The sequence below is a fragment of the Acidimicrobiia bacterium genome (genome assembly GCA_040902765.1).
Taxonomy (GTDB): domain Bacteria; phylum Actinomycetota; class Acidimicrobiia; order Spongiisociales; family UBA11373; genus DATKBG01.
On sequence record JBBDWO010000010.1, the window covers coordinates 1 to 14,177 of the forward strand.

12 protein-coding genes and 3 tRNA genes are annotated in these 14,177 nt (G+C 66.4%); 3 read left to right on the forward strand and 12 right to left on the reverse strand.

All coding sequences use genetic code 11. The features are described from left to right. Positions 1–104 precede the first annotated feature (104 nt). The 4 genes from WEA29_03280 to WEA29_03295 all read right to left on the reverse strand — a co-directional run bounded on the left by WEA29_03280 (position 105) and on the right by WEA29_03295 (position 1,478). Positions 105–176 (reverse strand) — tRNA-Met (locus WEA29_03280). Positions 177–179: 3 nt separating this feature from the next. After that, a tRNA-Thr gene (locus tag WEA29_03285) sits at positions 180–251 on the reverse strand. Between the two features lie 72 nt (positions 252–323). After that, positions 324–1,220: a Fic family protein gene (locus WEA29_03290; GenBank protein ID MEX2322779.1), complete on the reverse strand. Its 897-nt coding sequence runs from the start codon at positions 1,218–1,220 to the stop codon at positions 324–326. Positions 1,221–1,396: 176 nt separating this feature from the next. Further along, positions 1,397–1,478, reverse strand: a tRNA-Tyr gene (locus tag WEA29_03295). A gap of 93 nt (positions 1,479–1,571) precedes the next feature. Between WEA29_03295 and WEA29_03300 the strand changes: the two genes are divergently transcribed. Then, positions 1,572–2,579: a hypothetical protein gene (locus tag WEA29_03300; GenBank protein MEX2322780.1), complete on the forward strand. Its 1,008-nt coding sequence runs from the start codon at positions 1,572–1,574 to the stop codon at positions 2,577–2,579. Between the two features lie 35 nt (positions 2,580–2,614). Here WEA29_03300 and WEA29_03305 read toward each other — a convergent pair whose 3' ends face one another. The 5 genes from WEA29_03305 to WEA29_03325 form a co-directional block, all read right to left on the reverse strand. Further along, positions 2,615–3,496: a zinc metalloprotease HtpX gene (locus WEA29_03305; GenBank protein ID MEX2322781.1), complete on the reverse strand. Its 882-nt coding sequence runs from the start codon at positions 3,494–3,496 to the stop codon at positions 2,615–2,617. Between the two features lie 104 nt (positions 3,497–3,600). Beyond that, positions 3,601–4,458: a trypsin-like serine protease gene (locus WEA29_03310; protein ID MEX2322782.1), complete on the reverse strand. Its 858-nt coding sequence runs from the start codon at positions 4,456–4,458 to the stop codon at positions 3,601–3,603. A 104-nt stretch (positions 4,459–4,562) separates the two neighbouring features. Continuing rightward, positions 4,563–5,426 (reverse strand): adenylate/guanylate cyclase domain-containing protein, encoded by an 864-nt coding sequence (locus WEA29_03315; GenBank protein MEX2322783.1) that lies wholly within the window; start codon positions 5,424–5,426, stop codon positions 4,563–4,565. Positions 5,427–5,449: 23 nt separating this feature from the next. After that, a complete protein-coding gene (locus tag WEA29_03320) occupies positions 5,450–6,463 on the reverse strand; it encodes an SAM-dependent methyltransferase (protein ID MEX2322784.1) in 1,014 nt (337 codons plus the stop codon). Positions 6,464–6,692: 229 nt separating this feature from the next. Further along, positions 6,693–7,127: a hypothetical protein gene (locus tag WEA29_03325; GenBank protein ID MEX2322785.1), complete on the reverse strand. Its 435-nt coding sequence runs from the start codon at positions 7,125–7,127 to the stop codon at positions 6,693–6,695. Positions 7,128–7,229: 102 nt separating this feature from the next. Here WEA29_03325 and WEA29_03330 point away from each other — a divergent pair, with 102 nt between their 5' ends. Together WEA29_03330 and WEA29_03335 are read left to right on the forward strand one after the other, a co-directional pair. Beyond that, complete coding sequence (locus tag WEA29_03330; GenBank protein ID MEX2322786.1) at positions 7,230–8,654, forward strand: HAMP domain-containing sensor histidine kinase; 1,425 nt, start codon at positions 7,230–7,232, stop codon at positions 8,652–8,654. Further along, positions 8,651–9,040 (forward strand): hypothetical protein, encoded by a 390-nt coding sequence (locus WEA29_03335; GenBank protein MEX2322787.1) that lies wholly within the window; start codon positions 8,651–8,653, stop codon positions 9,038–9,040. Before WEA29_03330 ends, WEA29_03335 begins: the two co-directional genes overlap by 4 nt. Positions 9,041–9,043: 3 nt before the next feature. Here the strand turns inward: WEA29_03335 and WEA29_03340 are convergent, their stop codons facing one another. From WEA29_03340 to nuoL, 3 genes are read right to left on the reverse strand one after another with little or no spacing between them, the layout of a single operon-like run. Continuing rightward, the gene (locus tag WEA29_03340; protein MEX2322788.1) at positions 9,044–10,546 is read right to left on the reverse strand and encodes an NADH-quinone oxidoreductase subunit N; all 1,503 of its coding nucleotides are present in this window, start codon (positions 10,544–10,546) and stop codon (positions 9,044–9,046) included. After that, positions 10,547–12,118, reverse strand: a complete 1,572-nt coding sequence (locus tag WEA29_03345; GenBank protein ID MEX2322789.1) for an NADH-quinone oxidoreductase subunit M — start codon at positions 12,116–12,118, stop codon at positions 10,547–10,549. It abuts the gene before it with no gap. 15 nt (positions 12,119–12,133) lie between these two features. Continuing rightward, positions 12,134–14,176 (reverse strand): NADH-quinone oxidoreductase subunit L, encoded by a 2,043-nt coding sequence (nuoL, locus tag WEA29_03350; GenBank protein ID MEX2322790.1) that lies wholly within the window; start codon positions 14,174–14,176, stop codon positions 12,134–12,136. Position 14,177: the final 1 nt, after the last annotated feature.

Here is a 14,177-nt window from a genome sequence, read left to right on the forward strand (position 1 = left end):
ATCGTCCCCACATTCACATGCGGCTTCGAACGCTCAAACTTCGCCTTACCCATGGGATCTCCGTCTCCTCGTGTGTGTTGTCGTGGCCGACGGCGTCGGCACCGTAGCGGCGGGTGGACTCGAACCACCGACTACCCGATTATGAGCCGGGTGCTCTACCTCTGAGCTACGCCGCCCCGAGCCCCCTCCCGGGATTGAACCGGGGACCCCTTCCTTACCATGGAAGTGCTCTGCCGCTGAGCTAAGGGGGCAGTACCCGAAGGCCCCGACAGGATAGCGAGCGGGGAGTGGTCAGTGACCAGTGGCCAGTGGCCAGTGGCCAGTCACCCGTCACCCGACGCCCTTCTGCCCCGCGGACTCCGACTCGCCCGATAGTCGTCGAGTGCGGCCCGGGAACTCAACCAAAGGCCGCCGTGACGAGCCGCTCGCAGACGCCCAGACACCGCGAGCTGTCGCATGTAGGTGCTCGAGTACGGGCTTCCCTCCGCAAGGGCCGCCAGTGTGATCAGTCGGGCGTCTCCTGCCAGCCGAGGCAGGATGAACCGGTTGATGGACTCGCTCACCGCTCGGACCAGGAGCTCTACCAGGCCGGTCGTGTCGTTGCGGTCCGAGCGCTCCAGAGCACGAAGATATCGATCGCGCTGGTCCAATCGGATGACCACCGGCGGGTAGCCGGACTGGATGAGCTCCCAGTTCATCAGCAGCCGCCCCACTCGGCCATTGCCGTCGACGAAGGGGTGGATACGCTCGAACCGGGCATGTCGCCCCGCAGCGCGCGTAATCGGGTGGACAGTTTCGTCAGGCGTCGCTTCGTCAGCCCACGCCGTCATGTCGGCGTGCACCGAGGTTGCCGGTGAGGGGCTGAACCTACCCCGCCCGCCGACCAGCACCCCAGTGCTCCTGAAGGCCCCGGGCTCGTCGCGTGTCGGCGGCGGGAACGCGGCCCATACAGGACCGACGACGAGTCGGTGAACCTGTCGAACGGTCGCAAGGTCGAGAGGTGATTGTGCGGTGGCTGCTGACTCGTAGACCCAGGCAGCCGCAGCCGCATACGCCTTGACCTCCAGCGCTTCTTTGATCGATCCCCGCGCCTCGCCACGCTCGACCACGGCGCGGACGTCCGCCTCGCTGAGCGTGGTGCCCTCGATCGCCGTGGAGTGATGGGTGTCGAGCAGCCAGATCTCTCTCAGAACGTCATCAACTTCGAGGCTGTGGGGCAACCCCCCGAACCGTTCTCGAAGCAGGGCAACTTCTCGATCGACCCGCTCGACGACCTGCTGTGTTGAAGGACGCCCACGCGGCATTACGAATACCTACGCTTGGATTGAGTAGGTCATATCGTAGGTATTCGGGCGCGTCTCGTCTAGGGGTATGCAAGTTCGTCTCAAGAACTCGGTGGGGGGAGAAGGATTCGAACCTCCGTAGGCGTAGCCGGCAGATTTACAGTCTGCTCCCTTTGGCCGCTCGGGCATCCCCCCGGCGAATCGGGAGACTACCTGACCGAAGCAGTCTTCACGGCGGCGCCAGGACCGATAGATTTCAACCCACACGAACCGGAGGAAAGTCCCGACATGGCCGACCAGCCTCGCGATCGCGCTGTCATCTCGTTCGAACAGGCCGAGCGCATGGCGGCCGAACCGCGCTCCGACCCTTTGGGCGGACCCAGGACCGTCGAGTTCCTCACCTTCATCGGTGCCGTGGCCGTGGCGGTGGCCACGATCGCCCTGGTCATCCGGGTCGCCTTCCCGAGTGATCCGATGTTCGACCTCTTCCTCGGATCGTTCGACAACGTGTCGGGTGGGCTCGTGGCCCTCGGCGGGGCCGTCATCGTGTTCGGCACCGGCTACCGCTTCGCCGATCGGGGAGGGGCCATCGGGCGCGGTGCCGGATTCGCCCTCCTCGTGGGGTACGTCCTCGTCCAGGCGGGGTTCGGACTCCTCCTGCTCGACCTCGATCTCGGGGACGCCACGCCGCTCGTGGTGCTCCTCCCGTCGGCAGCGGTCGCCGTGCTGGGCTGGCTCCGCCTCCGCAGCGTTCCGACCCAACTCGCCCTGTTCGCAGTGGCCGTCTCTGCAGTCAGCGCGCTCCTCGTCCTGCTCCAGATCCAGGACTACATCGATCCGACGATGCTGGCGACGAGCACGGCCTTCGGCGCCACACCCGACATCGGGGGTTGGCAGGGGCATCTCGCCTTTGTCGCCCTCGGCGCGGCATGGGTGTGGTTCGCCCGCACCGGCACGCTCCGGCCCCGGAACACGGCGTTCTTCCTCGGGTCGGCATGGGCGGTCGTTTTCGGTCTCGCCCTGTATTCATCGGCCGACGGCTGGATGATCCTCTCGGGAGCGATCGCCCTCGCCCTCTTCATCACGGCGACCCAGTGGCGCAGTTCGGTACTCGCCGCCGTCGGGGCATTCGCCGGCCTGGCGCTGATCGTTCAGCTGATGCTGCTCATCCTCGACGAGCCAACGGCGACCGCCTTCGTCCTCTGGTTCGGCATCCCGGGCCTGCTGGCGCTGGGCGGGGTCTGGGCGCTTTCGAGCCGCAGCACCGAGCAGTCACCGGCACCGACCGTCGACTGACCACGGCTCGATCAGGCTGGCGTCTGGAGCCTGCCCTAACGCTCGATGCCGCCGTGGGCCATCTCGGTGAGGCGATGGACCCGCTCCGGGATCGGCGGGTGCGTCGCGAACATGCGGCCGAGTCCCCCCATGCCGCCGCCTCTGCGCCCGAACGCCTTGAGCGGATCGGCGATGAACAGCTGGGCGGTGGCCTCGTTGACCTTCATCGGGACCTGCGCGGTGCCCTCCTCGAGTTTCTGGAGCGCCCGGGCGAGCGACAACGGTGCGCCGGTCATGGCGGCACCGGTGCGGTCGGCCTCGTACTCCCGCGATCGGCCGATCGACGCCTGGATCACCATCGCGGCCAGCGGGGCGAGGATGTAGGCGAGGATGCCGACGACCGCCATGGCCGGGTTGTTGTTGCGGCGATTGCCTCCCATCCCGGTCCAGAAGGCCATGCGCACCAGGAAGGTGAGCGCGATGGCGACGGTTGCCGCGATGGATGCGATCAGGATGTCGCGGTTCTTGACGTGGCCCAGCTCGTGGGCGAGCACGCCCTCGAGTTCCGACCGGTCCATCAGCTCCAGGATGCCGGTGGTCACCGCTACGGCAGCATGCTTCGGGTTGCGACCGGTGGCGAAGGCGTTGGGCTGCGGTGAGTCGATGAGGTAGATCTTCGGCATCGGCAGGTCCTCGCGCGCCGCCAGGGACCGCACGGTCGAGTACACCTCGGGCAGCTCCTGCTCCGACACCGGCTTGGCCCGCGTCGATGCCAGGGCGATCTTGTGCGAGAAGAAGTACATGGCGAAGTTCATCACGCCGGCGATCCCCAGCGCGATCAGCGCGCCCTGATTACCGCCGACCAGCTGGCCAACGATGAGGAACAGGGCGCCCAGCGACACCATCAGGACGAAGGTCTTCATGTTGTTACGCAGCATGGGCACAGGATACCGAGGCCGGGGGCTTCGGCCACCAGAGTCCGGAACGCGCTGGGAGGCCCGCACGGGGCCTCCCAGCGCATCGGTCAGTTGTGATGAGCTCCTCAGTCGAGGAACGATTCCACCCAGTCCAGCGCGTCTTGCTTGTCCAGTCGCCACACACCACCGGTGCCGCCACAGGCCAGATTGAGCCCGTAGGAGGTGATGCCTGCGATGGTCAGGCTATCTCCGATGAAGTTGGGTCCACCGCTGTCTCCGAAGCAGGTACCTCCGGTGGCCGCGTTGTTCGAGAGCAAGAACGAGAAACCACCCGTAAAGCCAGGAGCATCCTTCTGGATGAGCCATGGGTTGGCCCGGTACCGGATCCGCTCCCCGACTGCAAAGGCGGCGTTCGCCAACTGGAGTCCGTAGCCAACCGACGTGAACGTCGTCTGGCGACCGACCTTGAGGTCGTCGAACTGCCCAGCAGTCGGGAGGCTGCCGTACGCGGGGAGATCCCAGGGCTCGTCGAGTACGACGACCCCGAGATCGTTCAGGAAGAACGCGTTGTCGTCGTAGTCGTAGAAGGTCTCGGGGTCTCCCGTCTCGGTCCAGCCGTCTGCACCCCAGTTGTCGAAGTAGATGTCTTCCGGATCGTCGAAGATCGGATAGCCATTGTCGGGCCGGTCCGTCTCGACGTCTGCGGCAAACCACAGCATCGCCTTGTCCATGCCGTACGTGCAGTGACCGGCGGTCACATACACGGTCGGCGAGATGAGGGTGCCGGAACAACGGTGACTCACCTGGAGCACGTCATCCGTATCAGGATCGTCATCGTGATCCGTGTAGAAGAAATACACGGACATACCGACCATCGGATGATCGTCCCCGTCGAGCTCACCGTTGGTGACCGCCGAACCCGGGACCGCCATCGTGAGCATGAGTACCGCCGTGGCGGCGAGAGTCAGGAATCTTCTGCGCATGAGAAGCACCTCCGTATCGATTCGTGTCTGTCCTCGCCGGGCTGAGCCCCTCGGTCCGACCGCGCGACCCTAACTTGATGTCGGGAATTACGCGCCCGAGCGAATCAACCGACCGAGAACAAACGGCGGAGGCCGTCCAGCCCGCGCAGTTCGTGCTCGCCGCGATCCTCGAGGACGAAGCCCGCATCACCGACGAGCGCAGCCGTCGTCGCCGAGATCAGCACCTCCCCGTCTCTGGCCAGCCCCAAGATGCGTGAGGCCTCGTGGACGGCGACGCCGCGCAGATCTTCGTCAGCAAACTCCACTTCCCCGGTGTGCACCGCAGCTCGCAGACCGAGTCCAAGATCCCCAGCAACTGCGATGAGAGCCCGGGCACAACGAATGGCGCGAGCGGCTCCGTCACAGACCGCGAGCACGCCGTCTCCCGTCATCCGGATTTCGACACCCCGGAACCGGCCCAACTGCTCGCGCATGCGAGTCTCATGTGACGTCACCAGATCGGCCCACGCCGTCGGCCCCATCCGTATCGCCGTGCCCGTCGAGTCGACGATGTCAGTGAACACGATCGTGGTGAGCACGCGCTCCCTGAGCGACTCCAGCGGAGAGATCCATCCCCGCACACCTGTCCAGGAGATCATCTCGAGTGGCTCGCCGCCGACCACCCACGCATCGTGGACCGCCGGGATGTCGACCACCGACATCGGCCCGACATCGAACTCGGTGCCGTCGGACAACAGAATCCCCATCCGCCCAGAGAGCACCACGCCGACATGTCGGAGCATGCACCACTCGGTGCCGACCACCGGCTTGACGTCAGTCGACCATCGCCACCCCGGCTGGTGGACGTCGTGAGACACGGTGAGGCCACCGAGGGTGACCATCTCCGACCGGAGGCGGTCCATCTCGATGACCTCGTCGGGCCCCGCGAACGGCCTGATGTACTTCGCCGTGGTTTCGTCTCGGTCCATGAAGGCTGAAACCTACCGAACGATCACGACCCGACCCGGGCCTCCAGCACCCGAAAATCCCCCAAGCCGCGTGGATGGAGCAGTGCTTCGGCGTCGACGACCTGGCTTCTCAGCACGACGCGGTGCATGGCGTCGCCGCGGCGAGCAGCGTCGAGCTCGGCGACCCGCAGCTCCACCAGCGCCTCGCGGATGCCCCACTCGCTGAGGAACTCGACCTGGCGATGGAGCCGGACCGCTGCTCCGGCTTCGACGGCGACTCGCATCAGCGCTGAGAAGTCGACATCCATCGTGATGTCGGTGGCGCCGGGTTCCAGCAGCGGGTCGGGGCCGAGATGGTGTCCCCGGTAGGTCCTGATGGTCCCCTCGGCGCGTCGGGGGGCCAGGCCGTCCGTGGTGTCGCCGTAGTCGATGACGACCACGGCGCCGCCGGCGAGTCGGTTCAGGACTCCGCGTAACCACGCTCCCGCGGCCAGTTGCACCTCGACCACCGCGTCGTCGGGCACGGACCCGGCGTGGAGGTCCGCCCACGCTGCCACCACGGACCGAGCCTCGACTTCGGCGTAACCGAGCCCTTCGTCTTCGGCGATCACCGCCCGCTCCATCCAGCGTCCCCCTCTCCGCACGGCGACCGCGGCCGGGAGGTTGTCGAGCAGCTCGTTGGCGATGACCACCCCGCGCAGTGGATCGGGGACGGCATCGAAGGTGTCGACGACGACCGCTTCGGGCACCGCCTCGCCGAGGCGCAGCTGCGCCGAAGCCGACACCTCCACCGCGACCGCGGCCACCGGTTCGGCGAGCGCATCGAGCAGCGGACGCAGCAGGCTGCCGGTCCCGGCCGCGACCTCGACGACGCTGAAGGGCTCACCGATCCGTTCCCGCTCGGCGGCGACGAAGCGGGCCAGGGTCTCGCCGAAGAGCGGCGACACTTCAGGGCTGGTGAGGAAGTCACCTTCCTTCTCGGACCGCACCGCGCCTGCCGCGAAGTAGCCGTCGGACGGGTCGTAGAGGGAGATCTCCATGAACCGATCGAACGGCATGGGACCGCGCGCGGTGATTTCATCGCGGATGCGCGCGAGAAGAGAGCTACCAGCCACCGGCTACCGGCTTCCAGCGCCTCAAGTTCACCTCCCAGGATCGCGAGAGGCTAGGCGATCATGGCATCGAGCCCCGGGGGTGCGTCTTCCGAGGCCGCAGGGCGCCCGGGACCGGAACGCGGGAAGTCCGGTAGCCGGTAGCCGGTAGCTAGTAGCGGTAACCGGTAACCGGCTAAGGCTCGACCAGGTCCACCAGTTCCGCGGCCCACGGGCAGAACTGGTTGCCGTGCTGGCTGACGAACTCGTCGTAGCCGAGGTCGTCGATGTACGACACGGTGCCGTCGCATACCTCGATGGTCATGTCGGCGAACTCGACATCCCGGATGTGCCAGTCGTGCCCGAGGTTCACCTCGCCGTCGCCGCGCTCGATGTACCCGTTGGGGATTCCCGGGTTCTCACCGGCGGCGAAGGCGGCACGCGCCCGGGCCGCGGCGTCGCCGGTCAGCAGCACGCGATAGGTCTCGCCATCGGGCGTACGGAACTCGGCGATCACGTCACCGGAGGCCGGTACGGTCGTGGTCGTGGTGTCACCCGCCGAGCCGCCGCAAGCGGCGACCAACAGGCTGATCGTCAGTGCGCCGACGAGGGCGCGGAGGGTCTTGGTCATGGCACCTTCGACGCATCGCAGGTCGCCGCGGTTCCCCACGGCGCACCTCAAGGGGCCAGAGATAGGTGACGATGCAGTAGTGCTTCCGTGGAGAACCCCACCGTGACTATCGATACCCGAAACGTCGCGGTCAGCCGGTATTGGCTGGCCGGCATTCTCCTGGCGGCGAGCGCCGCGCTCGTGGCGCTCTTCGCCGCCGTGGTCAACCAGATCGACGCCACCCGACCCGTCGGCGAGGGCGAGCTGTTCGCCTCCGATGCAGCACTGGTCGCCGAAGTGATCCAGCAGGAGAACGACCTCGACACGGCGGTTCGGACGGCACGCAACCGGCTCGGGATCCTCGCCGTATCGGTGATCGACACCGACTTCACCTATGTGGCATCCTCCTCGCCGAACCTCGTCGGAGCGTCGGTCGACATCCCGTTCTTCAGACGCGACCCGCTGCCGATGCGAGCGCTCACCGCTCCCGCCGGTCACCCGATCCACATCGACGGCATCGAAGAAGCAACTTCAGACCTGGCGATGTATCAGGTGCTCATTCCCGTCGACGACGGCGCCATGGCACTCATGTTCTATGACCTGCGCGACCTGACGGTGCGCAGGGCCACCTCGGACGGCATCACCCCGGTGACGCTCCTCCTCGGCTCGCTCGGAGTGTTGTTCGTGGTCGCCACCGCCGCCCTCATCGCCGGTCGAGCCGGTGCCCGTCGTCGGATCATCGCCGTCATCGAGGAAGCGAAAGAACTCGAGATGCGGGCCGATGAGCTCGCTCAACACAACCGCTCCCTGAGCGAGGCTCGTTCCGCCGCTGAACGAGCCCTCGCCCTGGCCGAGGAGAAGAACCGCATCCGCTCCGAGTTCGTGTTGATGATCAATCACGAGTTGAACACGCCGCTTACCGGGGTGGTGACCAGCGCCGAGCTGATGGCGGCACACCCCGACATGTCGGCCGAGGATCGTCAACACCTCGTCAACGCGATGATCCAACAGGGCGACCTCCTGAAGCGGCTCGTCTCGCGGATGCTCACGCTGGCTCGCCTGGAGAACCGCGGTCTCGGCTACTCCCTGCGTCCGGTGTCGGGCGACGCCCTCATCGCCGATCTGTCTTCCGTGGCCCGCTCCGATATCGCAGATCCGCCGGCGTCCTGGTCGGTGATGACCGACCCGGAGGGGATGGCGTCCGTGCTGTCGGCGTTCGTCGAGAATGCGCTGACCCACGGCGGCGACACCGTCCGGATCGCGTTCACGGAAGGTCTGCTGTTCGAGCCCGACCTGACCATCGGAGAACCTCCGCACGACGGTCGTTACGTGGTGGTCAGCGACGACGGCCCAGGGATCGACCCCGACTTTCTCCCCCGCATCTTCGAGAAGTTCGAGAAGCGAAGCGACAGCCCGGGTACCGGGCTCGGCCTGTACCTGGCACGCCTCATGGTCGAGGCGATGGGAGGGTCGATAGCCGTCACCACCGGACCGACGGGCAGCTCCATCGCCGTCGGTGGCCCAACGCCCCTGGAAGCGACGCTGTGAAACGCGCCCTCGCCTCCATCGTGCTGCTGTCGGCAATCACTGCGTGCAGTGGCACACCCGCCGACGAGAGCCGGGTGGTGCTGAGCGAGTACTCGATGGTCGCCTCGCCCGGCCTCCTCACGGCCGGAGCCGTCGACTTCGAGGTCGAGAATGTCGGGGAACAGGGTCACATGATGGTCATCACCGACGGCCAAGGGACGGTGCTGGCGACCACCGAAGTCATCCCACCCGGGACCACGACGACGCTCCGCGCCGAGCTCGAGGCGGGCCGCTACCTCGCCTCGTGTCGGATCGTGGTCCAACTGCCCGAGGGCCGAATCGTCGACCACCTCGAGGAGGGGATGGTCACCATGCTGCGGGTTTCAGCCGCCGACGGCGGCTCGTAGGCCCTAGCGGCCGAGCGCCCGGGCCGAGTCGCCGACCAGACCGAGCAGGTCCGGGTAGATCCCGACGGCGATCACGACGAGCACGGTGACGCCGATCGCCACCTTGAGCGGCGGCGAGAACGGCGCCCCCTCACGTACTTCGAGTCCGTCGCGCACCGGCTCCATGTACGCCGCCTTGACCACCCGGGCGTAGACCACCAGCCCAATGACCGCGTTGACTGCGGCGATCGCCGCCAGGGCCACTGCCCATCCTGAGGCGGAAGCTGCCCCGATGACCGCCTTGAACATGACGAACTTGGCGAACCATCCGGCGAGCGGCGGGATCCCGGCGAGCGAGAAGAAGAAGATGGCGAGCATCGCCGCGATGGCGGGGGCGTGTCGGTTGAGGCCTGCCCAGTCCTCGAGCTCACCGCTGCCGGTGCGCTTCGCCCCGGCGATGATCACCCCGAAGGCACCGAGGTTCATGAAGGCGTAGATCAGGGTGTAGGTGACCGAGGCGGCGATGGCGTCGCCGAGACCGACCACGTCGTAGCTGGCGGCCATGGCGAACGGCACCAGGATGAAGCCGGCGTGGGCGATCGACGAGTAACCCAGCAGGCGAACCAGGTTGGTCTGGCGCATCGCCACCAGGTTGCCGAGGGTCATCGACAGCACGGCGAGCACCCACAGCAGCGGCCCCCAGATGTGCGGGACGGTGGAGAAGGCCAGGAAGCAGACGGTCAGCATCCCCACCACGCCAGCGGCCTTCGAGCCGACGGACAGATAGGCCGCCACTGGGGTCGGGGCACCCTGGTAGGTGTCCGGCGCCCAGAAGTGGAACGGCACCGCCGCCACCTTGAAGGCGAAGCCGACGATGACAAACACCACGGCGAGGACGAAGGCGGGCTCGCCACCGAGGTCGGCGGCAGCAGCGGCGATCCCGGCGAAGGTGATTTCCCCGGTGAGGCCATAGACCAGCGACATGCCGAACAACATGACCGCGGCTGACATGACACCGGTGAGGAAGAACTTGAGCGCCGCCTCGTTGCTGCGGGTATCGCCCTTGCGCCATCCCGCCAGCAGGAAGGCCGGTGCCGACACCAGCTCGAGCGACACGAAGATCGTGATCAGGTCGCGTGACGAGGCGAGCATCACGGCACCGAGAACCGAAGCGAGCAGCAGGAAGTAGAACTCCCCCTGGTAGTACTCGTCGGCCTCCAGGTAACCGACCGAGAGCAGGATCGTCACGATGGCGGCGACGATGAACAGCCCCTTGAGCACCAGGGCGAAGGTGTCCACCACGTAGGACCCGCCGAACATCACCCGGGCCCCCGTGTCGCTGCACCCGGGCAGGTCACCACATAGCCCGAGGGTCAGGAGCGGGAAGAGAGCCGCCACCAGCCCCACCAGTCCCACCACCCCGGCCAGGTACTTCTTGTGGTCGGGGACGACGAGATCGACCCCGATCACGGCGAGGACCGTGGCCGCGAGGATCAGGTCGGGCGCGAGGGCGTGGTAGTCGAACACTCAGCCCCCGAAGGCCTTCGAGATCAGGTTGGCGACCGCGCCGTTGGTGGCGCCGAAGACGATCTTGGGGAACACGCCGATGGCCAGGATCGTGATCACCAGCGGCACCCAGGCGGTGAGTTCGTAGCGGTCGGCGTCGTGCATGTCCTTGTTGAGCCACTCGTCGGATGCCTCGCCGAGGTTGACCTTCTGGAGCATCCACAACATGTAGCCGGCGGTGAGGATGGTGCCGATGGCTCCGATCACCATGGCCGTGCGGAACACTGACAGGCTCAGACCGTCGAGCGGGTTGAACGCACCGAGCAGCGCCATGAACTCGCCCCAGAACCCGGCGAGACCCGGCAGCCCGAGTGACGCCATGGCGGTAAACCCCAGGATGCCTCCGATGATCGGCAGCACCTTGGCGTTGCCGCCGAGACGGGCCATGTCGCGGGTGTGGTACCGGTGCTGCATCGATCCGGCCAGGAAGAACAGCAGGCCGGTGATGAGCCCGTGGGCGACCATGCCGATGATGGCGGCGTTGATGCCCACCTCCGACAGGCTGGCGATGCCGAGCATCACGAAGCCCATGTGACCGACAGACGAGAAGGCGATAAGCCGTTTCATGTCGGTCTGGGCGAGACACGCCAGGGATCCGTAGATGATGGCGATCACGGCGAGGATGGCGATGATCGGGGCCCATTGCTCTGCCTGGGACGGCAGGATCGGCAGGCTGATCCGGATGATGCCGTATCCGCCGAGCTTCAAGAGGATGGCGGCGAGCAGCACCGAACCGACGGTCGGCGCCGCGGTGTGGGCGTCGGGGAGCCAGGTGTGCAGGGGCCACATCGGGACCTTCACCGCGAAGCCCAGGAGCAGGGCGGCGAACACCCAGGCTCCGAAGGTACCGGCGAACGCACCGGCCTGGCCGGCCTCGGCCAGGGCCACCATGTCGAAGGTGCGCGGGTCGCTCTTGAAGTACAGGGCGAGGAAGCCGAGCAGCATGAACGCCGACCCGAACAGGGTGAACAAGAAGAACTTGATCGAGGCGTAGAGCCTGGTCTCCACCTCCCGCCTGAACCCGGGCAGCTTTATCTTGGTCTTGTCGCCCCAGATCCCGATCATGAAGTACATCGGGAGCAGCACCACCTCGAAGAAGATGAAAAACAGCACCAGGTCGAGGGCGACGAAGGTGCCGTTCATGCCGGTGGCGAGGATCAGGATGAGGATCAGGAACGCCTTGGGGTTGTGCGGCTCCGGCCAGTGGTTCCACGAATACACGATGGCCAGCAGCGTGATGAAGGTGGATAGCACCAGCAGCGGGAGGCTGATCCCGTCGATCCCGATGTGGAACCGGGCGCCAATGGCCGAGATCCAGCTGAGGTCGGTACCCAACTGGAAGCGCTCGGCGGTTCCGGTGTCGAACCGGAGGACGGCGAGGATCGACAACGCGAAGGTGACCACGGAGACGGCGAGCGCGACGAGCTTGACCAGGCCCTCCTTCGCCTTCGGGATGAACAGCAACACGCCCGCCCCGGCCACAGGCAGGAACACGATGAGGCTCAGACCCCACCCGCTCTCGAACCAGTCCATCTCCTTGCCCTCCTCCTAGGTCACGATCAGGAAACCAACGACGAGCACGATCGCCCCCAGGAAGACCGCGCCCACGTACTGCTGAACCTTGCCGGTTGTCGTATACCGCAGCGCCTCACCGGCCTCGGAGGCGCCGCCGGCGATGGCGTTGGCGGCCAGGTCGATACCGCGCTGGTCGAGGCCACCGTAGACGAACCGACCCAGCGTCATCGACACGGCCGCAACCCCGTTGACCACCGAGTCGATGACGTAGGTGTTGGTCCAGTCGACGAACCGAGCCACCGGACCCTTGATCGGCCCGACGACGCCACCCAGGTACAGGTCGTCGATGAAGTACTTCCGCTCGAGGAGCGGGTAGAGCCCGGCGATGCGGAAACGATCGCGCTCCTCCTGGGTGGCCGCATCGCCGCGCCATAGCCGGGTGCCCAGCGCGATGCCGGCTCCGGCGGCAGCCAGGCCGATGACGGCAACGACCAGGTTGAGCGACTCGGCATGGTGGTCACCGGCGGCGAACATCCGGGTGCCCACCCAGTCGGTGAATCCGGTGAAGATCCCGGGCATGTTGACGAAGCCGGCGACGACCGCGAAGAAGGCGAGGGCGTACAACGGATAGAGCATGACCGGCTTGGGGTCGTGCGGATGCCCGTGCCCCTTGTACTCACCGAAGAACGTCAGGTAGACGGTGCGGGCCATGTAGAAGGCGGTGATGAAGGCGCCGACGATGGCGACCACCAACACGAAGGAGGCGAGCGTCCCCCCGGTGCCGCTGGTGGCGTCGTACTGGATGGACGCCAGGATCTCGTCCTTCGACCAGAAGCCGGCGAGCGGAAAGATGCCGGCGAGTGCCAATGACCCGATGAGGAACGTCTTGTAGGTCCCCGGCATGTACTTGCGCAGGCCGCCCATGTCGGTCATCTCGTTGGAGTGGACGGCGTGGATGACCGCACCCGCCCCGAGGAACAGCAGCGCCTTGAAGAAGGCATGGGTGAACAAGTGGAACAGACCGGCGGTGTATGCCCCGGCTCCCATCGCCACCACCATGTAGCCCAGCTGGGACAGTGTCGAGTAGGCGAGCACCTTCTTGATGTCGGTCTGGACGAGGGCGATCAGCCCGGTGAGCAGCAGCGTGAGGGCGCCGATCACGATGATGATCGTCTTGACGTCTGCCCCGAACATCTCGGACTGATAGAACGGGAACATCCGCCCGAGCAGGTACACACCGGCGGTCACCATGGTGGCGGCGTGCATCAGCGCCGACACCGGCGTCGGGCCGGCCATGGCGTCGGGCAGCCAGACGTGGAGCGGGAACTGGGCGCTCTTGCCCATGGCGCCGATGAACAGGGCGAGCCCACCCCAGAAGGCGACCTGGGCGAGCGCCGAGTCTCCATTGGCGACGGCGGCGAGCACGTCGTCGAACCGGAACGACCCGACGGTGACGCCGATGATGATGACGCCGATCACCAGGCCGACGTCGGCGACCTTGTTGGTGATGAACGCCTTGATGGCGGCGGCGTTGTTCTCGTGGTCCTCCCAGTAGTGCCCGATGAGCAGATAGGAGGCGACGCCGACGAGCTCCCAGCCGACGATCAGCTGGATCATGTTCGCCGCCGAGACCAGCACCAGCATCGCCCCGCCGAACAGGGTGAACGAGGCGAAGAACCAGGTGTACCTGACCTCGTCGGCCATGTATCCCTTGGCGTAGATGAACACGAGCAGGCCGACGACGCCGACCACCGTGTACATCATGATCGACAGGCCGTCCACCACCCATCCCCACTCGATGGTGAACGACCCGATCGTGGCGACCTCGATGGCCCCCTCGTACACGATGCCGCTGGCGGCATTGGCGACGAACAGGACGATCCCGTAGGCGGCGACGAAGCCCATCGAGAACACGGCGAGCTCCCACCCGCGGTACGGCAGTCGCTTGCCGAAGAAGACGATGGCGAACATGGCTACCAGCGGCACCACGGGGATGAGCCAGGCCATCTGGGCGAGCATCCCGCCGTCGGTATAGGGCACGTCGGCGGCGAGGACCATGGTGGAGAACGCGTTCATC